Origin of the sequence: Winogradskyella vidalii (genome assembly GCF_013403955.1) — a bacterium.
GTDB lineage: Bacteria > Bacteroidota > Bacteroidia > Flavobacteriales > Flavobacteriaceae > Winogradskyella > Winogradskyella vidalii.
In genome coordinates this window covers 246880-268983 of the sequence record NZ_JABFDG010000006.1, presented here as the reverse complement: position 1 = coordinate 268983, position 22104 = coordinate 246880, and the positions used below count along the sequence as shown (strand labels likewise).

General features: G+C 32.8%; 21 protein-coding genes. 11 read left to right on the top strand and 10 right to left on the bottom strand.

The annotated features are described in order from the left end of the window. On the top strand, positions 1-752 hold a 752-nt coding region (locus tag HM982_RS14760), incomplete at its 5' end, for an IS110 family RNA-guided transposase (protein ID WP_179354069.1). A gap of 49 nt (positions 753-801) precedes the next feature. Here the strand turns inward: HM982_RS14760 and HM982_RS14755 are convergent. The 6 genes from HM982_RS14755 to HM982_RS14730 all read right to left on the bottom strand — a co-directional run bounded on the left by HM982_RS14755 (position 802) and on the right by HM982_RS14730 (position 6118). Continuing rightward, positions 802-1572, bottom strand: a complete 771-nt coding sequence (locus HM982_RS14755; RefSeq protein WP_179354067.1) for a hypothetical protein — start codon at positions 1570-1572, stop codon at positions 802-804. Positions 1573-1893: 321 nt separating this feature from the next. Then, complete coding sequence (locus HM982_RS14750) at positions 1894-2151, bottom strand: DUF6952 family protein (RefSeq protein WP_179354066.1); 258 nt, start codon at positions 2149-2151, stop codon at positions 1894-1896. A gap of 2 nt (positions 2152-2153) precedes the next feature. Beyond that, positions 2154-2462 (bottom strand): thioredoxin family protein, encoded by a 309-nt coding sequence (locus tag HM982_RS14745; RefSeq protein WP_179354064.1) that lies wholly within the window; start codon positions 2460-2462, stop codon positions 2154-2156. 62 nt (positions 2463-2524) lie between these two features. Next, positions 2525-3163 (bottom strand): peroxiredoxin, encoded by a 639-nt coding sequence (locus HM982_RS14740; protein ID WP_179354063.1) that lies wholly within the window; start codon positions 3161-3163, stop codon positions 2525-2527. Positions 3164-3305: 142 nt separating this feature from the next. After that, positions 3306-4769, bottom strand: coding sequence for a Na+/H+ antiporter NhaC family protein (locus HM982_RS14735; RefSeq protein ID WP_179354061.1), 1464 nt, complete (start codon positions 4767-4769; stop codon positions 3306-3308). A gap of 149 nt (positions 4770-4918) precedes the next feature. After that, positions 4919-6118: an aminotransferase class I/II-fold pyridoxal phosphate-dependent enzyme gene (locus tag HM982_RS14730; RefSeq protein WP_179354059.1), complete on the bottom strand. Its 1200-nt coding sequence runs from the start codon at positions 6116-6118 to the stop codon at positions 4919-4921. 161 nt (positions 6119-6279) lie between these two features. Here HM982_RS14730 and HM982_RS14725 point away from each other — a divergent pair, with 161 nt between their 5' ends. The 4 genes from HM982_RS14725 to lpdA all read left to right on the top strand — a co-directional run bounded on the left by HM982_RS14725 (position 6280) and on the right by lpdA (position 11074). Beyond that, a complete protein-coding gene (locus HM982_RS14725; protein ID WP_179354058.1) occupies positions 6280-6738 on the top strand; it encodes an Lrp/AsnC family transcriptional regulator in 459 nt (152 codons plus the stop codon). A gap of 159 nt (positions 6739-6897) precedes the next feature. After that, positions 6898-7668, top strand: coding sequence for a LuxR C-terminal-related transcriptional regulator (locus HM982_RS14720; RefSeq protein WP_179354056.1), 771 nt, complete (start codon positions 6898-6900; stop codon positions 7666-7668). A 258-nt stretch (positions 7669-7926) separates the two neighbouring features. Then, on the top strand, positions 7927-9582 hold the full coding sequence (locus tag HM982_RS14715; protein WP_179354054.1) for a S41 family peptidase: 1656 nt from the start codon (positions 7927-7929) through the stop codon (positions 9580-9582). 91 nt (positions 9583-9673) lie between these two features. After that, complete coding sequence (lpdA, locus tag HM982_RS14710) at positions 9674-11074, top strand: dihydrolipoyl dehydrogenase (RefSeq protein WP_179354052.1); 1401 nt, start codon at positions 9674-9676, stop codon at positions 11072-11074. Positions 11075-11241: 167 nt separating this feature from the next. On the opposite strand, the gene HM982_RS14705 is transcribed toward lpdA, so the two are convergent. Beyond that, positions 11242-11832 (bottom strand): hypothetical protein, encoded by a 591-nt coding sequence (locus HM982_RS14705; RefSeq protein ID WP_179354050.1) that lies wholly within the window; start codon positions 11830-11832, stop codon positions 11242-11244. A 494-nt stretch (positions 11833-12326) separates the two neighbouring features. Between HM982_RS14705 and HM982_RS14700 the strand changes: the two genes are divergently transcribed. From HM982_RS14700 to HM982_RS14690, 3 genes are read left to right on the top strand one after another with little or no spacing between them, the layout of a single operon-like run. Beyond that, complete coding sequence (locus HM982_RS14700) at positions 12327-12920, top strand: RNA polymerase sigma factor (protein ID WP_179354048.1); 594 nt, start codon at positions 12327-12329, stop codon at positions 12918-12920. Continuing rightward, positions 12904-13086 (top strand): hypothetical protein, encoded by a 183-nt coding sequence (locus tag HM982_RS14695; protein ID WP_179354046.1) that lies wholly within the window; start codon positions 12904-12906, stop codon positions 13084-13086. Before HM982_RS14700 ends, HM982_RS14695 begins: the two co-directional genes overlap by 17 nt. 22 nt (positions 13087-13108) lie before the next feature. Beyond that, the gene (locus HM982_RS14690) at positions 13109-13942 is read left to right on the top strand and encodes a mechanosensitive ion channel family protein (RefSeq protein ID WP_179354044.1); all 834 of its coding nucleotides are present in this window, start codon (positions 13109-13111) and stop codon (positions 13940-13942) included. 208 nt (positions 13943-14150) lie between these two features. Here HM982_RS14690 and HM982_RS14685 read toward each other — a convergent pair whose 3' ends face one another. After that, the gene (locus HM982_RS14685; protein WP_179354042.1) at positions 14151-15500 is read right to left on the bottom strand and encodes a DEAD/DEAH box helicase; all 1350 of its coding nucleotides are present in this window, start codon (positions 15498-15500) and stop codon (positions 14151-14153) included. Between the two features lie 42 nt (positions 15501-15542). Beyond that, complete coding sequence (locus HM982_RS14680; protein ID WP_179354040.1) at positions 15543-16433, bottom strand: aldose 1-epimerase family protein; 891 nt, start codon at positions 16431-16433, stop codon at positions 15543-15545. A gap of 135 nt (positions 16434-16568) precedes the next feature. On the opposite strand from HM982_RS14680, the gene HM982_RS14675 reads away from it, so the two are divergent. Beyond that, a complete protein-coding gene (locus tag HM982_RS14675) occupies positions 16569-17861 on the top strand; it encodes an anthranilate synthase component I family protein (RefSeq protein ID WP_179354038.1) in 1293 nt (430 codons plus the stop codon). 236 nt (positions 17862-18097) lie between these two features. Here HM982_RS14675 and HM982_RS14670 read toward each other — a convergent pair whose 3' ends face one another. Continuing rightward, on the bottom strand, positions 18098-18784 hold the full coding sequence (locus HM982_RS14670; RefSeq protein WP_179354036.1) for a hypothetical protein: 687 nt from the start codon (positions 18782-18784) through the stop codon (positions 18098-18100). A 174-nt stretch (positions 18785-18958) separates the two neighbouring features. Between HM982_RS14670 and tilS the strand changes: the two genes are divergently transcribed. Beyond that, entirely contained in the window at positions 18959-20281 is a 1323-nt protein-coding gene (gene tilS / locus HM982_RS14665; protein WP_179354035.1) for a tRNA lysidine(34) synthetase TilS, read from the top strand. Positions 20282-20454: 173 nt separating this feature from the next. Beyond that, positions 20455-22077, top strand: a complete 1623-nt coding sequence (ade, locus tag HM982_RS14660; RefSeq protein ID WP_179354033.1) for an adenine deaminase — start codon at positions 20455-20457, stop codon at positions 22075-22077. Positions 22078-22104 lie beyond the last annotated feature (27 nt).

Below are 22104 nucleotides of genomic sequence, written 5' to 3'. Positions count from 1 at the left end.
TTGAAAATCCATTATCAGTAAAACGTTTTATCCAAATGAAGTTGTCTAAAATCAAGACAGACAAAAGTGATTCTAAATTGATTTGTGAGTATGCCAAACAGGTGGAATTAAAACTTTGGGAAGGCAATTCCAAAGTTCAAACAGAGTGCTTACAAATGACCAGACTCCTTTCATTGTATACAAAACAAAGCACTATGCTTAAAAATAAGCTACATGGAGAAGCTGTTTTAGGTAACCCAAGTAAAGTCGTAGTGGCTTCATTAAAGCGTAGTTTAAAGCAGGTTGATAAAGAATTAAAAACCTTAGAAGAAAAACTATTAATAATAGTAAAACAAGAGTATCAAGATTTACTAACTCGAATAAAAACTATTCCAGGTATAGGAAATAAAACCGCAGTAATGCTATTGGTTTTAACCGATGGATTTGATCGTTTTAAAAGTGGTAGCGAATTGTGTAGTTATGCTGGATTAACCCCTGTAGTTAGAAAGAGTGGGAGTAGTGTAAATGGACGGCCTCGTATCAGTAAAATAGGAAATCAGAAACTACGTAATCTGTTATTTATGTGCAGCTTTAATGCTTGTAAATACAATAAAGCATGTCGTGATATTTATGAGAGAATAGTAGCAAAAGGAAAGAGTAAAAAATTGGCATTGATAGCGGTGTGTAATAAACTATTAAAACAGGCTTTTGCTATAGCAAAATCAGGTTTAATATATGATGATACATATAGAAGTACTTTAATGAAAAATTAGTGCATTTTTACTTGTTTTTTACCACAGTACTTTGTTGGCAACTGGCTTTTTATGGTCGAATAAAATCATAATTTCCATTTATTTCGTTCACATTCCAAGTCAGTTTAGGCAACTCTATATTTTTATTAAATTCTAATATTGTCAAAGATTTTAGTTTGTCAAACTTATAATTCGTTTGAATTCGTGTGTTTGATAGAAAGTAACTTCCTTGTACAAATTCTCCTTTTTCCTTTATGATTTTTTCTAATTCTTTCGAGTTTGTTTTAACATAAAATTCTCTTGTGTCGCCAAATCCCGGTTTAAGTTTTAATTGTACAATTCCGTTATTTTTCAAATTTGCGTCCACAAAAACAGTTCTTGAATAATCTTTGTCCATTCGGTCAATTGCCATAAAAGCAAAAAAACCAAGAGCAAATAAAACAGATGCTGTTTGAAATTTTATTTTATTCTCTGTTTTGTCGGTTAAATAAATAATTGACAATGGAATTAAACTCAAAAATATTAAATAGGGAAGTAGCAGAACTAAAATCAAAATACTGTTCTGGAAATCAAAAGTCAAATATTTTCCGACTTCGTTTGTTAGTAAAATGCTATATGAAATCGAAGTTAGTAAAGTCAATAAAATTCCGAATTTCGATTTGGCGAATACCAAAATTAGAGAAACAAATAACATTGGATAAAGCAACAAATAAAATTCAGTCGTATTGTCAATTCCATATGCAAAAACAGTTACAGTTTGGGACAGAAAACTAATCAGTCCGACAATTGTCAGAATGATTATTATTAATCGGATTTTTTTCTGTTTTTCTGTCTGTTTCATTTTTGTTCAGCTTGTTGCCAACTCGTTATATCATCACTTTCATAAGTCTTATCCCATAAATTCAGCAGGTTAAACCTCTTTTTTAGGTGCTAAAAGTCATGAGAGACGAAGTTAATTAGAAATCAGCTTTAGACGAAGAATTTGCTGATTTATTCATGGCATTAATTTATGATAAATCTCAAGAGCTTAAATATTTTAATGCATTATTAGAAAAAGGCGTTCAAACGACATGTTTTTTTGAATACAATCAAACCCGTTTTAAAACAAAAAAACCACCTTGTTTTCACAAGATGGTTTTTTAAATATTAATTTCTCTTTTTCTTATTTGTCAATAGAACCAAGAACACGAGACATAAATGTATTCAATGCTTCTTTTTTAGGCGTACCGTCTTTTATCATTTTATTGACTTCAACAGCACCATACATATTAGAGATTAATTCTCCAATAACGTCTAGTTCTTCATCTTTTAAAGACGGCACTTCAGTTAGTGCTTCTAAAGTTTCAATGGTTTCAATGATGTAATCTTCATCATTGTCTTCAATGAATTGCGTTAAATGTTTAATTACAGGTAATTTCATAATTAAATAGCGTCTTGTACAAGTTCTTTTAATACATCAAACTTGTTAGTTTGGGTTTGGTTTTTAAATTCCCCTTTTTTAAATGTAGCAAATGTTGGTAAATTATCTACCGTTGCTAATTTTCTGCTTTCCGGAAATTTTTCTGCATCAGCAATAACAAAAGCTACACCTTCATTTTCTGTTGCTAATTTCTTAAATTTAGGCTTCATAATTCTGCAGTTACCACACCAAGTTGCTGAATATTGTACAACAACAGTATCATTACCATTGATGATTTCTTGTAGATTATCTTGTTCTAATTCTTGAATCATAAGTTTTGTGTTTTTATAAACCTGATAGGTTATAGAAACCCATCAGGTCTAAATGTAATTTATTAGTGAGACGCTAAATACTCAGCTGTACCTTTTGGATTGGCTTGCATTGCATCTTGGCCTTCTTCCCAGTTTGCAGGACAAACTTCACCTTTTTCTTGTACGTGCGTTAAAGCATCGATAATTCTCAAGTATTCGTTAACGTTTCTACCTAAAGGCATGTTGTTAACACTTTCGTGTTGGATTGTACCTTCTTCGTCAATAATGTATGTCGCTCTGTAAGTTACATTGTCACCTTCAACAGTTACTAATCCTGTTTCTTCATCGAAGTTTTCATTGAACGTATCTAAAATACCTAAAGCCGAAGCTAAGTTACGGTTTGAATCTGCTAAAAGTGGGTAAGTTACACCTTCAATTCCTCCGTTATCTTTAGAAGTGCTTAACCAAGCAAAGTGTACTTCAGCCGTATCACAAGATGCACCAATTACAACGGTGTTTCTTTTTTCAAATTCGCCTAATGCAGCTTGAAAAGCGTGTAATTCTGTTGGACAAACAAAAGTGAAATCTTTTGGGTACCAGAATAAAACGACTTTTTTATTGTTGTTTTTAGCTTCTTCTAGAACGTTCACTTTAAAAGTGTCACCCAATTCGTTCATTGCGTTTACGTCTAAATCTGGAAATTGTCTTCCTACTAATGCCATGTTTTTTATAGTTTTTAATTATTAATTGATTTTCTACTACAAAGATACTTTTCATTAGTGAATTAACACGTTAAGTAAATTTTAATTTCTTATAAAGATATAGCTTTTTTCTATAATTAATTCTAGCTGTAATAATTAGAATCTATTTTTTAGCTATCATTTTTATTTTGAGTCTAAAAGCAGCAAAAAGTAATGTGGTAATCGGACTCAACCAATTAAAAATTGCATAAATAAAGTATTCGCCAACACCAACACCTAAAACACCGCTTTGGTAGGCACCACAAGTATTCCATGGTATAAGTACGGAGGTTACTGTTCCAGAATCTTCAAGCGTACGACTGAGGTTTTCTGGAGCTAAACCTTTATCTTCATAAGCCTGTTTAAACATTTTTCCTGGAATAACGATGGCTAAATACTGGTCTGAGGCGACAATGTTTAAACCTAAACAGCTGGCTACTGTACTTGTAAATAATCCAAATACCGAAGTGGCAATAGTTAATAAAGCTTTTGTAATTCTAGCTAATGCACCTATGCCATCCATAATGCCGCCAAAAATCATGGCGCAAATAATTAAATAGATGGTCCAAAGCATGCCTTCCATACCACTGGCAGAAAACAGGTCGTTTAGCTTAGCATTGTCCGTTGTAATTGAGGTTTCAGTAAAAATTGAACTTATAATAGCAGAAGACTTAGAGTCTGATAGACCTTCTAAAATGTTATTCTGAAAAACGAAGGCAAAGACAATCGCTAATGCAATACCTGAAGCTAATGCTAATAATGGTTTTGCTTTTAGTAAAATTAGTGCAACTACAGCTATAGGAACTAAAAATAACCAAGGTGTAATATAAAAGGTTTGGTTGATTGAAGTGAGTAGATTGCTTACATCAGCTTTTCCTGTTGGATTAATATTGAAACTAATAATTCCGAAAATGAGTAAGGTTATAATAATAGTAGGCACTGTTGTAATGGCCATGTATCTTATATGTGTAAATAAATCCGTGCCAGCCATAGCAGGCGCTAAATTTGTAGTATCACTTAAAGGGGACATTTTATCACCAAAATAGGCTCCAGAGATAACGGCGCCAGCAATCATTCCAGGATTAATTCCTAAAGCCGTTCCGATACCAACAAGCGCAATACCAACAGTTGCAGAAGTCGTCCAAGAGCTCCCAGTAGCAATTGAAATCACAGCAGCTATAATGACAGAAGCCGGTAAAAATATTTCGGGACTCAACACTTGTAGACCATAATAAACCATTGCGGGAATTACACCGCTGACCAACCAAGTTCCTGCTAATGCACCAACTAAAAATAAAATAAGAACCGGAACAAAAACAGTTTTAAGGTTTTCCCATACTTCAGAAAGCATGGTTTTTAATGATGTTTTATTGAAAAAACCAACACCTGCAGCGATGGCACCTCCTAATAATAAAATAATTTGATTGGTATAAGCACCAAACCATTCTTGACTCTCAACAAAAAATATGTTGTAAGCGAGCATACCCATTAGAATTATGACGGGGATTAAGGCTTCAAGTAGATTTAGTTCTTCATTGTCTATAATTTTTTGATCTTCAAAATCTATCTGAGAGGGCTTATCTGGCATGTTGGTTGAGTTTGTTGTCGTAATGTTACGATTTTGTTAAGCCATTTGCAAATTGATTTATTTGAAGCGTTAAAATTAAAAAGAAAAAAGCTTAAGTTTTTATTACAGAAAAACCTAAGCTTCAATCTAATTCACACTAAATGTTAAAACTATAATATGCTTAATTTCTTCATGCAAATTTTCATCATGTTGTAAGTACGTTCAATATCAGCATCTAATCCAATAGAAAAGCGAATTAGACCGTTACTTAAACCCATTGCTTCTTGTTCGTCTTCAGGGATTTCAGAAGATGTAGAACTTCCAGGTGCACTAAATAAGGTTTTATAAAAGCCTAAACTCACTGCTAAATAACCTAAGTTTTGTTCTTGCATTAGTTCCATTAAAGCATTCGCTTTATCTAATGTGCCAACATCAATAGTTAGCATGCCACCAAAACCATATTTTTTGTTCATCATAGCTTTAAATAAGTCGTGCGATGGGTGAGAAGCTAATCCTGGATACACGGTTTTTAATCCATCACTTTCAAATTTTTCAGCGAGATACATTGCATTTTGGCTATGCTGCATCATTCTAATATGCAAAGTTCTTAGATTTTTTAAAATAGAGGCTGAGCGCAAACTATCCATAGTAGACCCTAATAACATGGCAGCGCCGCAATTTACATTTCTTAAGTCGTCTATTAATTCTTGTGAGCCACAAACCACGCCACCAACTGTATCTGAAGAACCATTAATAAATTTCGTTAAGCTATGAATTACAACATCGGCACCTAAATTAAAAGGGGAAATTGAGAGCGGCGAAAAGGTATTGTCTACAACTAGTTTAAGTTGGTGCTTTTTTGCTAACTGTGCTAAGCCTTTTATATCCGCGACTTCGAGTAAGGGATTACTAACCGTTTCGCAATACAATACTTTGGTTTTGGGCGTGATGGCTGCTTCAATTACATCGAGTTTAGTGATGTTTACAAAAGTGGTGTTTATACCTAAGCGCGGCGCAAAGTTTTTTAAGAAAGCATAGGTGCCACCGTAAATTGTTCTGCTGCTTACAATATGATCTCCAGCATCACAAAGCTGTAATAAAACAGGGGTGATGGCGCCCATTCCAGAAGCTGTTACCGTTGCGGTTTCTGTACCTTCCATAGCTGCTAATGCTTCACCTAAATATAAATTGGAAGGTGAGGAATGCCTTGAATATAAATAACAGCCTTCAGCATTACCTTCAAAGGTGTCGAACATGGTTTTTGCAGATAAGAATGTGTAGGTAGAGGAGTCTGATATGGAGGGGTTGACACCTCCAAATTCTCCAAAATATTGTAGGTCCTGTATATTGTTTGCGGGTTTAAAAGCCATAAATTGTTGTTTATAATTAGATTTCTCAAATTTCAATAGATTTAGATTGATAATCAACAGTTGTGTGTATTTTTAGATTATATCACTAGCTTTTTGAGTTTTTGTAGTTTAAAATTCACTATTTTTAAAGTTAGAATCATTTACACAGAAAAAACACAGCTATGACTTTCGATGCCATTGACAGAAAATTACTTCACTTGCTTCAAACGGACAGTAAACAAACCAACAAAGCTTTGGCTTATCAATTAAATTTATCGGTGACAGCGGTTTATGAACGCATTAGAAAGCTTGAGAAAAATGGTGTTATAAACCAGTATGTTGCACTGGTAGATAAACGTAAAGTGCAAAAGGATTTTGTGGCATTTTGCCATATTAAATTAGTGCAGCACTCACAAGATTATGTCGTTATGTTTGAGCGTGAGGTTAATTTATTAAGTGAAGTTTTAGAGTGTTATCATCTTAGTGGCGATTATGATTATTTGTTAAAAGTGTTGGTAAAAGACATGAAAGAATTTAGAGCATTTATGGTAGAAAAATTAACTAAGATTAATCATATTGGCAGTACGCATAGTATGTTTATGATAAGTGAAGTAAAGCACACTACGGCAATTTCGGTTTAAATTAAGGTGAAGATATTACTTTTTTTAGCTTAAATTATTGATAGTATTTTAACGTGAAAACGCTAATAATCTGTGTTTTATCTGTTTTTCATTAAGATATCATAAGCTTAGATGTGAAAATTAACCCTGTTAAATGGATAATTTTTCTAATTTTACGTTATGGAATACGATGAAATAAAGGATTTATATAAATTTATATTTAAATCTTATGATAGACCATTTCTAAAAGAACACATTAAAAAATTTATTGAACTTGATGAGTATTTGCCTTATAGTTCTACTTTTTTTTGTGTGACTAATACTCAGAATTTAACGTTTGAGTTTGTCAGTAAAAACTATACATCGTGTTTAGGTCTCGACCCCAATGAATTAAAGGTGCATGGCATGCGTTATTTTTGGAGTAGAATTCATCCAGACGATATAGACGCCTGGTTAAATGCTTTAAATCAGTTAATGGAGTTTACATTAGATAACTTCTTAGTTGATCAACGGAAAGCAACCAATTACACTTGGAATTTTAGAATTAAAAATAAAGAAGGTATCTACGTGAATATTGTTCAGAATACAACGCCTTTAGTTCTAGATTCTGAAGGGAAACCTATTATTGGCTTAGCGCATTACACCGTTTTAAATTCCAATATTAAAATGGATATTACCGCATCGGCCAAATTACTTAACGCTAACAACGAATATGAAACAAAGTTTTTTAATAATTTTTCTCAGAAATTATTAAATGATGGCATCAGTAAAAGAGAACGTGATGTTATAAGATTACTTGTACTCAACCAGTCAAGTAAAGAGATTTCAAAGAAATTAAATATTAGCTCACATACCGTAGATACACACCGGAGAAATATTTTAAAAAAGCTTAAGATATCATCCACAGGTGAGCTTATTGGTATGATAAAGACCAATCAACATTGGTTATAAGTATTAAAATACTCAAATTGAGTATTGTTGAGTAACATTTAAAGCTGCATTTTTGTTAAGCTATTAAATCAAGGGTGAAATCAGTCCATTTTTTTTGATTATTTTAAATAATCTAAAAATTTGGGCTTTTTTTTTGAGACTTATCAATCTTAATTCTAAAATATTGAATTCTAATAAAAATGCATAATATTAAGGTGTGAAGCAACCATTATTAATATTTTTACGTCTATATCAGTAGAACCACTAATATTTGAATGGATGAAATTGAATAATTACGCATTGCATAGGTTAGACAGCCGAATTAAAAATGAACTGTTATTATTTGTTTTAGGTTTAACAATTCTATTATCATCCTGTGCTAGTGTTGAAAAGCATAATAATCAGGTTACAAAATTACATCCTGCTAAAGATTTGCATCAAGATATTGACCATGTCTATGAGCAATTGCAGAAAAACCATCCCCATTTATATCAGTTTACTTCAAAAGCGGTATTAGACTTTAAGTTTGATAGTTTAAAGAAAGCTATTGATAGCCCAATGAATAGTCACGATTTTTATGAACAATTATCTCAGGTGACTAAACATGTTAGGCAAGGCCATATGTCATTGTCACCTCCAGGACTAAGATTAAATAGAAAAGAGCGAAAGGCATTAAGAGATACTAAATTTGACATTAATAATCTAGACTTTGAATATGTAGACGATAAGCTTTTTATTAGTAATGCAAGAAAAGGAGATTCTGTCTTAATTAATGCTGAAGTTTTAGAAGTGGATGGTCAAAAAGCACAAAGTTTATTAGATAAGTATACTAAGCTAATTGCTTCTGATGGCTATAACACAACATTTCATAATCGTGTCACGGGCTATCGATTTTTGGGTTATTATGCAAAGGATAAAGGACGTTTTGATAGTATTAGTTTAAAACTAAAGCAGGCAGATTCGACTTTTGTAAAAATGTATAAACGGGTATTAAAAAAGGACACAAGTTCGGTAAAAAAAGATTCATTAAAACAAGATTCATTAAAAGCCGTTAAGAAAGCGGTAGTTAAACTAACAAAAGCAGAACGAAAAGCAAAACGTCAAAAACTTAAAGCACAACGAAAATATAATCGAGACTATGGTTACATCTCTAGCAGAGATGAATATACAAGGAACCTAAATTTTGTGGGGAGAGATAGTACTGTAGCATTATTAAAAATTAGAGGGTTCTCTAATGGCAATTACAAACGCTTCTATGATGCTAGTTTTAAAACTATTGATTCCTTAAAAGCAGAAACGTTAATAATAGATTTACGTAATAATTTTGGAGGGCGACTCAATGAAATTGCTTATTTATATGGTTATCTAACCGATGAAAATTACACGTTTATTAATCCTAGTGAAATTACAAGACGCTATCCAATACTAAAAAGTTCTATGGCGAATACAACGCCAACGGGTATTAAAATTTTAATTGGTTTATTTTCTCCTGTTCTAGCTACCGTAGATATATTAAAGACCAGTAAGAAAGACGGAAAGTTGTATTACAAATTTAAATCAGGAAAAGAACAAGCGCCTAAAGATTTAAATTTTAAAGGTAACATATATGTCTTAATTAACGGAAATTCATTTTCTGCCTCTTCGTTGCTCTCCACAAATATACAAGGTAGTAATAAGGCTGTATTTGTAGGAGAAGAAACAGGAGGCGCTTATAATGGTACTGTTGCTGGGATGTATAAAAGCTATGAGTTACCACACACTAAAGTGCGCGCACGGATTGGTTTAGCTCATATTGATGCTCTTTATAAAACTGAGCCAGATGGTTATGGCGTAAAGCCTGATATTGAGATTAGGCCAACTTATGAAGACCGTTTAAATGGTAATGATCCTGAATTAGAATGGGTTTTGCAGGATTTAGATCAACAAAGCAAGTAAATATTGGCTTAAATATTGTTTTTAAAAATTCGTAAATTATTAATCTAAATTGTATTTTTGTTTGCGTTTTTAATCAACGAAAATAAAATTTATGAAATCATACGATGTAGCAATAATAGGTTCTGGACCTGGTGGATATGTAGCAGCAATCCGTTGCGCACAATTAGGCATGAAAACTGCCATTATTGAAAAATATTCAACACTTGGTGGTACCTGCTTAAACGTAGGTTGTATTCCAAGTAAAGCCTTGTTGAGTTCTTCTCACCATTATGAAGAAGCAACAAAGCATTTTGAAGATCACGGCATAGAGATTCCGGGAGATATTAAAGTGAATTTAGAAAAAATGATCGGTCGCAAACAAGCGGTTGTTGATCAAACTACAGGTGGTATTGATTTCTTAATGAAGAAAAACAATATTGATGTTTTTGAAGGCTTAGGGGCTTTTAAAGATGCGACTCATATTACAATAGAAGGTAAGGATGCCCAAGAAATTGAAGCAAAGAAAATTATTATCGCTACAGGATCTAAACCCTCTAACTTGCCATTTATCACTTTAGATAAAGAACGTATCATTACTTCAACTGAAGCTTTAAAACTTAAAGAAGTACCAAAACACCTCATTATTATCGGTGGTGGTGTTATTGGTTTAGAGCTAGGACAAGTATACCGTCGTTTGGGAGCAGAAGTTACGGTTATTGAATATATGGACAGAATCATCCCAACTATGGATGGTGGACTTTCTAAAGAGTTGAATAAAGTCTTTAAAAAATCAAAATGCAAAATGATGCTATCTCACAAAGTGCAGTCTGTTGAGCGTACTGGTGATGATGTTGTTGTAAAAGCTGAAAACAAAAAAGGCGAAGTTGTAGAGTTTAAAGGTGATTATTGTTTAGTATCTGTTGGTCGTCGTCCATACACCGAAGGTTTAAATCTTGACGCTGCAGGTGTAAAAATGAATGATAGAGGACAGGTTGAAGTAAATGAACATTTACAAACATCAGCTTCTAATATTTATGCTATTGGCGATGTAATTAAAGGGGCAATGTTAGCACATAAAGCTGAAGAGGAAGGCACCTTTGTTGCAGAAACTATCGCAGGACAAAAACCACACATCGATTATAACTTAATTCCAGGCGTTGTTTATACGTGGCCAGAAGTGGCTGCTGTTGGTAAAACAGAAGAAGAATTAAAAGCAGATAATGTAGACTATAAAGTTGGTCAGTTTCCGTTTAGAGCATTAGGACGTGCAAGAGCAAGTGGAGATCTTGATGGGTTTGTAAAAATCTTAGCCGATAAAACAACCGATGAAGTTCTAGGCGTTCATATGATTGGTGCACGTTGTGCCGATTTAATAGCTGAAGCCGTTGTAGCTATGGAATATAGAGCATCTGCAGAAGATATTTCGCGTATGTCTCATGCACACCCAACATTTGCAGAAGCAGTAAAAGAAGCGGCTTTAGCAGCAACTGATGATAGAGCTTTACATGTTTAAAGAAAAACAAGAACACATAAAGGTTCAGTAACACTAATATTATTTATAAAAAAAGCAAACTCAACGAGTTTGCTTTTTTTTATTTTTCAACTACCAACTACCAACTACCAACTACCAACTACCAACTACCAACTACCAACTACCAACTACCAACTACCAACTACCAACTATAGCTCCTGTATTAAATCGGCAATACGTATGCGATTACTGTAGTCTTGGGCATTTACATCTCTAACAAAACAGTAGGCACTAATTTCATCTGCTTTTACTTTTTTTGCTAATTCTTCGACTTTAAAAGGGCCGTATTCTTTTGCTTTTTCGATGTAATAGAATTGGTGGTCGTGAATTACTGTACTGACCTTCTTTTTATATTTTTCCTTTAAAAAAGCTTGAACATCTTCAATAGAGTTTAATTCGTCTTCATAATTTGTCGTATTAATATAGAGCGCAAATTCTTCTTTATCTTGATTGTTGAGCACTAAGATATCGTCATCTTTAAAATAAACGTCAACAGTAATTACACCATCTTCAGTTTTAATCGTGAATGTATTTTTAATGTTGATAGTCCACGACGTCTCAATAATATTGTCTTTTCTAGATATTTCAAGGATATTGTCGGCTTTAAATGTGTAAACAGCTTTCTTTTTAGAAATGCCATTAATCAAAACCCATTGTTGATTTATTAAATGAGAATCGTGATGATGCGCATAACTAAATGGTATTAAATTTGGAATTCTTTGGTGTAGGTAATCGTTCATTTAGTTATTTTCAATACTTAGCGGTTGCTATATAACGTTAAAATTCAGGTGTATATTTTCTTAAAGTTAATAATTTTATGGTTGTTTCAAAATTTCTTTTTTAGTAACCTTTAATTTATAAAAATAAAATTCAAGTAATTTCAGTCGATGGTCACGCCATATTTATTCCCATTATGGTGTGTAAAAAATGTTTTAGCTATTATAATATTCTTAAATTTATAGTGCTTAATTTTTATTAGCTACTTAATATATAGTTATAACATTAATTCTTATAACTATATTTGTCTTTTATTAGATGAATTTAATTTTCAGCTAAAACGTAACCTAATTATTTGAATGATTTAGAAAATTATCTAAAACAAATACGGACACTGTTTTATTATTCAAAGCCTACAGTATAAAAAGCTTTTAAAAAGAATTTTGAATAATTGTGACTTCTCATAAAACTTAGTGTCTAAACAATAACTAACAATTAAATTCGATTATTTAACCCCTTGACGCAAGACGCTGTTCACACCCTAACCGATGAAGCGCTCGTAGAAGCTATCGTAAAAACTAACGACACTTTGTTGTTTGAGGTTCTGTACGATAGATATGAGTCTATGGTCTATAACAAATGTTATGGGTTTGCTAATGGTGTTGATGAAGCAAAAGATTTGACTCAAGATGTATTTTTGAGGGTGTTTGTAAAATTAGCGAGTTTTAAAGGTAAATCTAAATTTTCAACTTGGCTGTATGCGTTTACGTATAATCACTGTGTGAATTATGTAACTAGAAATACAGCAAAAAAATTAGAGAAAAAATCGGTTAGTTCAGAGGTTGTAGATATAGAGAATATAGGTGAGGATGTAGATTCTACTCAAGAGTTTCAAAATATGAGAGTAGAGCAGTTAAAAATTGTAATGGAGCTTATCTCACCAGAAGAAAAAATGATTTTATTATTAAAATATCAAGATAACTTATCAATAAAAGAATTAGCTGCTGCTTTAGAAATTGGAGAAAGCGCAGTTAAAATGCGACTAAAAAGAGCAAAAGAAAAACTGGTAGATAAATACACAAATTATACGAAAGATGGAGAATCCATTTAAGCAAATAGACCAACCTTTAAAGGAAGTTCCACAGGAACTTAAAGGCAAAGTTATGCATGATATAGCTATGGCTAAATTGCTTATGGAATTGGCTGAATTGTTTTCGTATAACATTGGTCATATTATAGAAAGTGTCACGAGTAAACGAAAAAATAATACTAAATAACCCCTTATAAATACTTTGTAGTATGGATAAAGTAACAGAATTTAAAGATATAGCATTTCAATCTTTGACTACCATGTGGTTAGAGATAATTAAAATATTCCCCAATATTGTAGGTGCGCTTATTGTTTTAATTATAGGTTGGCTTATAACTAAGCTTGTTGTTAAACTGATTAAAAAAGTTTTAAAAATAGCGAAAGCTAATAAGTTAGACGATAAATTGAATGATATTGAAATAGTAGAGGGTAAAAAGCTCAATTTTAATACCGTTCTAGTGGTTTCTAAGTTTGTAAAATGGGTAATGTATATTATTTTACTGATTACAGCTTCTGATATATTGGGTCTAGATATTATTTCAGAACAAATCACAAACTTATTAGCTTACTTGCCTCAATTATTTGCAGCACTTGTTATTTTTATGCTTGGCTTATTGTTTGCTAATTTCGTAAAAAAAGGCTTAAAATCGCTTTTTGAATCTATGGATTTATCAGGGGGGAAAATGCTTAGCCAGGTGGTTTTCTTTTTATTATTGACTTTTATTTCAATTACAGCTTTAAATCAAGCGGGAATCGATACTCAGATTATTACCAATAACATTAATATGATTATTGCTGCTTTTCTTCTCGCTTTTGCGATTGCATTTGGCTTAGGTGCAAGAGAAGTGGTCGGTAAATTATTGAATACGTTTTATGCGCGTAAAACCTTCGAGGTTGGACAGAAAATCATTTTTAATGATGAAACTTACATTGTAGATGCGGTGCAAAGCATTTCGGTAATATTAAAAAATTCAAAAGGAAAACTTATTGTTCCGATAAAAGATTTAGTAGAAAATCAAGTACAAATGCAGGATCAACTATAAGGTTAGGGTTATAGATTTTATTTTAACATAAAATACGATCCTGCGTACTTGAGGTATAGAAAACCCTTTTCATTAGTTTGATTAGGGTTTTTCTTATAATTTAATAATGCTTTAAACAAGTCTTAAGCAAAGAAGGCCAAAGCTACTATAAATATATAGATTTTAGTGTTTCTCTTAAATTGAAGTGTAAAATAGTTAGTAGGTGATGTTATTTTTTATTTCTTCGATTGTAATTTTTATCACCTCTAGTCTTCGGTTTCTTATATTTTTTAGCAATTTCTCTACGGTAAGAACCTCCTAGATTTTCTTTCTGGTTTTTCTCCTTTTTCTCATGAAAAGCTGGTCCGGGAGCATCCTCATCACGGCGTTTAGTAGGATTATTGCGCTCTCTTATTTGTGGACGTTCTTCTTCAATTAACTCTGTTGAAATCTCAATGACTTCAGGTATATTGAGAACTTCAATCTTCATTTGCATTAATTCCTCAATCCGTTCTAAACCATCTTGTTCTTTCTCAGTGGATAGGAGAATGGCATGACCTTGTTTTTCAGCTCTACCAGTTCTACCAATACGGTGCATGTAATTTTCAGGATAATCCGGAGTGTCAAAATTGATAACATGCGATACATTATCAATATCTAAACCTCTAGCCATAACATCTGTAGCAACTAAAAGACGATGTTCACCTTCTCTAAATTGTTCAATACTGCGCAATCGGTAGTTTTGGGTTTTGTTAGAATGAATGACACAAGATTGATTAGGGAATAAGTCTTCAAGCTGATCAAAAAGGCGGTCAGCCATTTTCTTATAAGCCACAAAAATTAAAACCTTAGAATAGTCTTCTTTATCATGAAGTAAATGTTCTAGAAGGTTAACTTTAGTATAAAAATTAGGCACATCATAGCGCTCTTGTTTGATATTTTCTAAAGGTGTTCCAGAAACTGCAATGGATATTTTTGTAGGGTTAATAAAGAAATCAGTAATCAGTTCATCAACATCTTTAGTCATCGTAGCCGAAAACATAATATTTTGACGACGTGGTGGAAGAATATCAAAAATATTCATCAGTTGGTGTCTAAACCCTAAGTCGAGCATCACATCAACTTCATCAATTACTAATTTTTGAATCGATTTTAACTGTAAAACTCTACTCACCGCTAAATCATACAGTCGTCCAGGGGTTGCCACAATAATATCCTGACCTTGAGCAACGGCTTGTTTTTGCGTATTAATATTGGTGCCACCATAGACACCTAACACACGGTTGTTAATGTATTTAGAGAATTTTTCAATTTCGCTAACTACTTGCACCACCAATTCACGCGTTGGAACCAAAACTAAAACTCTAGGATTGTCTTGTTGCGAGTATTTAAGATTTCTTAATATAGGCAGCATGTAAGCCAGAGTCTTTCCGGTACCTGTTTGCGCAATACCAACCACATCTTTACCTGAGGCAACCATACCAAAAGATTCCTCTTGGATAGGCGTAGGTGTGGTAAATCCTAAGTCGTCTAATGCGTTATATAATGGTGTATTTAAATTAAGGTCGTTAAAAGTCACAGTATAATATTTTGCTGCAAAGCTACCACTTTATTAATCAACTTACACTAAATGACTTTTTTCAATCGTAATACTGTAGCTCGCGTTAAATATTTCGCCAGCTTTTAGTTCTAAATGACCTTCCTTGGTTTCAATATTTTGATCTGTGGTTTCATTATCAGCAAAACCTAGCCACGGTTCAATACAAACATAAGGGGCCTTAGGTTTAGCCCAAATTCCTAATTGTTTAAAATCGTTAAAGTTTACAGATAAGACTTTACCTTTTGTTTTATGCTTTAAACTTACGGTTCTCGATTTTAAATCTTTAAAAATTAAAGCATCGTCATTAAATAAATCGGGGTGTAAATTAATGGTATTACCTTCTGAAAAAACAGGCTTTGTTTCTGTGGTTAATAAGCCATTAGCCATATTTAAGAGATAAGACGGGCTGTTTTCGGTCTTTTCAAATGCGATATAAAAATCCGTATAATCATCAGTTGCTGACAGCGGACAATTAAAAGCCGGATGTCCACCTAAAGAAAAATAAAGTGGTTTTTCATCTGAATTAATAACCTTATGATCAATAATTAAGCTGTTATTTAAAAGTGTATAGGTCATTTCAAATTCAAACAAAAAAGGATATAAAGCATATAATGCGTCATTTGAAACTAAAGAAAAAGTGATGCTAGAATCGGTTTGATTTTTGATTGTAAAATTGTCATTATGTCTAACAAATCCATGTTTTGGCATCGTATAAGTTTTGCCATTATAAATGTAGGTGTCGTTTTTCATGCAACCAATAATAGGGAATAAGTTTGGTGCATGACTTCCCCAAATCTTTGGGTCAGCTTGCCATAAAAATTCGGTATTGTTTTTTACAGAGGTGATGTTACATAACTCAGCGCCTTTAGGCTTTATGTTTATATTTAGTAAGTCGTTTTTTAAACTATACATAGGCTTTTATTTTTTTTGAAATATACGATTCTTGAAATTTTTTCGCTAGTAAAATTAGTGTTTATCCTGCAAGGTTTTTGAAAGCTAGTAGGTATCTTGCCTAAAGTTCGGTAAATTGCAGCAATTATTTTTCTATTGAGAACAACACAAATTCATCAACTTAAAAACAGCGGCAGTTTCAAGCAAAATCTATTGCTTTGGAGTCAACAATTTGATGATGTCGTATGGTTAGATTCTAATAACCATAACAATCAGTATAGCAATTATGATGCGGTTTTGGCTGTAGAAGCTTTTACGGCAATCCACACCGATTATTTTGATGCTTTTGAACGCCTAAAAGAATACCAAAGCACAACAAACGACTGGATTTTTGGTTACCTTACTTACGATCTTAAAAACACAGCAGAACATTTAAAATCGAAAAATTATGACGGTTTAGAATTTCCGGATTTATACTTTTTTCAACCTCAGAAGTTATTTTTAATTACCGGAAATCAAGTTGAAATTCAGTATTTAAATATGGTGGCTGATGATGTTGAAAGCGACTTATTAGCCATTGAAAACTTATCGAGCCAAAGCGCTGTTGAGCTTCAAAATGATATTAAAATAAAGCTAAGAATTCACAAAGAAGCCTATTTTGAAAAGTTAGATAAAATGCTCGCGCACATTCAACGAGGAGATATTTATGAAGCTAATTTTTGTCAAGAATTTTATGCTGAAGACAGCGTTATTGATCCGCTTGAAACATATAAAAAGCTAAACGCCATTTCAAAACCGCCATTTGCCACATTTTTAAAATGTAATGATAAATATGTGTTATCAGCTTCGCCAGAGCGCTATATTCAGAAAAAGGGACAATCAATTATTTCTCAGCCTATCAAAGGAACGGCAAAACGATCTTTAGATGACGTTGAAGATAAAAAACTAAAAACAGAATTAGCTAAAGACAAAAAGGAACGTAGTGAAAACATTATGATAGTAGATTTAGTGCGTAACGATTTATCACATACCGCAATCAAAGGCAGTGTAAAGGTAGATGAGCTGTGCAAAGTATATTCTTTTATGCAAGTGCATCAAATGATATCTACAGTGTCTTCAAAAGTTGCGAAAGAAACACATCCTGTAGATATCATAAAAAATAGCTATCCGATGGGAAGCATGACAGGGGTTCCTAAAATTTCAGCAATGAGTATTATTGAAGATTTAGAGGCAACCAAACGTGGTGTATATTCTGGGTCTGTTGGGTATTTTGCGCCCAATGGCGACTTCGATTTTAATGTTATTATTAGAAGTATCCTTTATAATGCGACACACAAATATGTGTCTTTTTCTGTAGGTGGTGCTATTACGGCTAAAAGTGACCCAATGAAAGAGTATGAAGAATGCTTAACTAAGGCTAAAGCTATGCGAGAAGCTTTGGAGAATTAGAATACTACGCATTGTTGCTACTTCCTTAATTTTCTTTGTCCTGCTTTTAAATATAGGCTGGTTTTTAGTCACAGTTGCGGTTGCAGTCTCAGTGTGCAGTTGTTATTTAACCTATGTTTTATTTTCAGAATGATAAAAAAAGGCACGACTGCTTCAGTTATAATCTCTGTGCATTCTCGTGCCTTCTTTGCGTAACTATACGTGTTAATTTGATACGCTCTTAAACTAGATTGTAGTTAAATATGTCTTCTAAATGTAAGTTTTACCTTGTCGAAAATAGAAATAACACGTTTGGTTTCAATATTTTTAATTTTAGCGATAGATTCAAAATCTAACTTCCCAATTACGTGTAAATCTACAAGGTTAGACACATTAAATGGTAACCAGTTATAAAGTTGTCCGAATACTTGGTTAGATGCTTTAAAGGGTAAATCTTCCACTTCAAAAGCGTTTAGAATAGAGGTTTCTTTATCAGCATATAAATGCAGTGGTTCATTTTCATTTTGATGATAAGAAATGTCATTTAATTCTGTGTTTAGAATAAAATCGAAATCCGCATCAATAGTATAATCTTGACTCAGTTTAGAAAGTTCTGTTTCTAAGAAAGTTTCGGTGCTAATGGTGTTTTTATGGTGCGCTTCCTCTTTAAATAAAGCATTCATGTAATTATCTACAATTTTAAAGAGCTCTAAACGAACAGCCATAGTATCAGCATTTCTGTCAAATTTACTACTGTAAAGAATAATAATACTCTCGTCTATTAGTCCATTAGAAGAAAACATGTTTTTAGGCAAAATACCTGTTGTTTCTGCAATATAAATTCGATGTTTTACATACGGATGTAAGTGTGGTAGTGCAGAAAGTACTTTCTTGTCAAAATCGGTTTTTGTCGGTTGTGGTTTTATATTATTTAGAGTTGTCATAACTTTTGGTTTTTAAATTTATTTAAAGTTAATCATAATCGATTGTTATAGATATGACAATTGTCATCGGTTAGGTTATTAAAAATCATATTTAATAGCTTTGTTAGCAGATGACTTATTCAATTTACAATGACAGTCCGTTTTAGAATCCATAAAATTCAATACCTTTGACTAGTGTATAAAGACTTCAAAAACCATATAGAAAAGAATCTTTCAATTCTAAGTGAAAGGAAATTAATTATCGCCATTTCTGGAGGTATAGACAGTGTTGTATTGGCTCACCTATGTAAATCTCTGGAGTTAAAGTTTTCACTGGCGCATTGTAACTTTAATCTAAGAGCTGAAGAAAGTGATAAAGACGAAGCTTTTGTTTTAGATTTAGCAGAAACATTACAGGTTGAAATTTTTGTGCAGAGTTTTGATACTGAAGCTTATGCTGAAATTAATAAATGTTCAATACAAATGGCGGCTCGGGAGTTGCGCTACGACTGGTTTGCAGAATTAGCAGAACACTTACAGTTCAATTATATACTCACCGCACATCATGCTGATGATAATTTAGAGACGTTTTTAATTAACTTTACGAGAGGTACAGGATTAAACGGTTTAACCGGAATTCCGATGATTAACGCTAATGTGGTGCGACCGTTGCTACCGTTTTCTAGAGCTCAAATTGAAGCGTTTGCTAATCAGGAAACGATTATATGGCGTGAAGATGCTAGTAATGCTTCTAGAAAGTATTTGAGAAACAAACTGCGACACGAATTGGTGCCTATTTTAAAAGAAATTAATCCGCAACTTTTAGATAGTTTTCAAAATACCATTTCAAACCTTAATGATTCCGCTGAAATTGTAGATGAAAATTTAAAGATTTTTAAACGTAATGCGATTGAAGCTACTGATAACTATGGTATTATTTATAAAATAGCTGAATTTAAAAGTCGTAATAATCCCAAAGCGTATTTGTATGAAGTTTTTAAGGCCTATGGGTTTACGGCCTGGGATGACGTTGTAGCGCTTTTAGATGCAGAATCAGGAAAGTTAGTTAAGTCTAATACCCATCGACTGATAAAGCATAGAACTTTTTTAATTTTAACAGATTTAAACGGAAATCATAGTGACGCTATGACGCTAAGTGAAGCTGATGTGCATAACCGAATTATAAAAACACCATTAGGAATCATGCCTTTTGATGATGTTGATGCCATTGCAGAAACCTCAAAAGATATTATTTATGTCGATAAGAACAAGTTAGAGTTCCCAATAGAATTAAGACTTTGGGAGGAAGGCGATGTGTTTCAGCCATTAGGAATGAAAGGTAAAAAGAAGCTCAGTAAATTTCTAAAAGATGAAAAACTATCCCTAGTAGAAAAAGAGAATACTTGGTTACTGACGTCAAATAATAAGGTGGTTTGGGTTGTAGGCATGCGTGCTGATGAACGCTTTAAAATTACTGATGAAACTAAGCAAATTTTAAAAATAGAATTGAAACAATAACCTTTATTTGAATAAGGTTAAGGCTAAAGTTGTACTAAAGGCTGAGTCGTTGTGAAGCTGATATTGATTAAACTTTTAATTTATGTAAATCGTCTTAAATTATTAATAGTCAGTTTTATTTTATATAAATCAAAGATTCTTGTAATTGACGGAATCTATAAAAAGCATACATTTTGAAACTAAAAGGACATATAGTAGACATCGTAAATAAGACCATTTTTAAAGGTGAAGTTACCATCGAAAATGGCATAATTAAATCTATTGAAGCCAAAGACTGTGAGGAAAATCATTACATTTTACCGGGTTTTATAGATGCTCATATTCACATCGAAAGTTCTATGTTGGTACCTTCAGAATTTGCTAAAATAGCCGTAAAACACGGCACGGTTTCAACCGTTTCTGACCCGCATGAAATTGCTAATGTATTGGGTGTTGCTGGTGTGGAATTTATGATTGAAAACGGAAAGAAAACCCCTTTTAAATTCAATTTTGGAGCGCCTTCTTGTGTGCCAGCAACAAGCTTTGAATCGGCTGGAGCAGTTATTGATGCTGACGATATTAAAACGTTGTTGGAAAATCCGGATATTAAGTATTTAGCTGAAATGATGAATTACCCAGGCGTTATTTATGATGATGCCGAAGTTTTAAAGAAAATAGAATGGGCTAAGCATTATGACAAGCCTGTAGATGGTCATGCGCCAGGATTACGAGGCGATGATTTAACCAAGTATATTTCTGCAGGTATATCAACGGATCACGAGTGTTTTACCTATGATGAAGGTTTGGAGAAACTTCAAAAAGGTATGAAAGTCATCATCAGAGAAGGTAGTGCTGCTAAAAATTTTGAAGCCTTAATACCCTTACTAGATGAACATTATGAAAATATGATGTTTTGTAGTGATGACAAACATCCTGACGATTTGTTGTTAGGACATATCAATCAATTGTGTGCCAGGGCTGTCGCTAAAGGCAACGATGTTTTTAAGGTTTTAAAAGCAGCTTGTATAAATCCTGTAAATCATTATGGTTTAGACGTCGGTTTGCTTAATGTAGGGGATACGGCAGATTGTATTGTGCTTGAAGATTTAAAAGATTTTAAAACGTTGCAGACCATTATTGGTGGTGAATTGGTTTATTATAATGGCATTTCAAAAGTAGCGCATGTTGAATTTCAAAACTTGAATAATTTCAATACTGATAAAAAAGAAATTTCCGATTTTAAATATGAATCTGAGGCTAAAGAAATTAGAGTTATAGAGTGTTTGGATGGCGAATTAGTTACAAATGAAATCATTGCAGCATCTACAATTAAAGAAGGAAATTTAGTTTCTAATACCGAAACTGATGTTTTAAAAATGGCCGTTGTAAATCGTTACAAAAACGGTAACCCAGCTATTGCCTTTATTAAAAATTACGGATTAAAAGAAGGTGCTATTGCTAGTTCTGTCGGTCATGATTCACATAATATTATTGCCATAGGCGTTTCGGATGAAGCGATTTGTAAAGCTGTGAATCTTTTAATAGAAAATGAAGGTGGTATTTGCGCGATAAGTGATTCCGAAGAAAAAGTGGTGGCACTTCCAGTTGCCGGAATTATGAGTGATAAAAATGCTGAAGTAATCGGTAAACAATATGCTGAGTTAGATAAAATGGCAAAACAATTAGGGAGCAAACTTCACGCACCTTATATGAGTTTGTCTTTTATGGCTTTGTTGGTGATTCCGGCTTTAAAACTCAGTGATAAAGGCTTGTTTAATGGTGGTAAGTTTGAGTTTACTTCCGTGGAGGCATCTTAAATTTTAACAATTTTTGGACAATTTAAT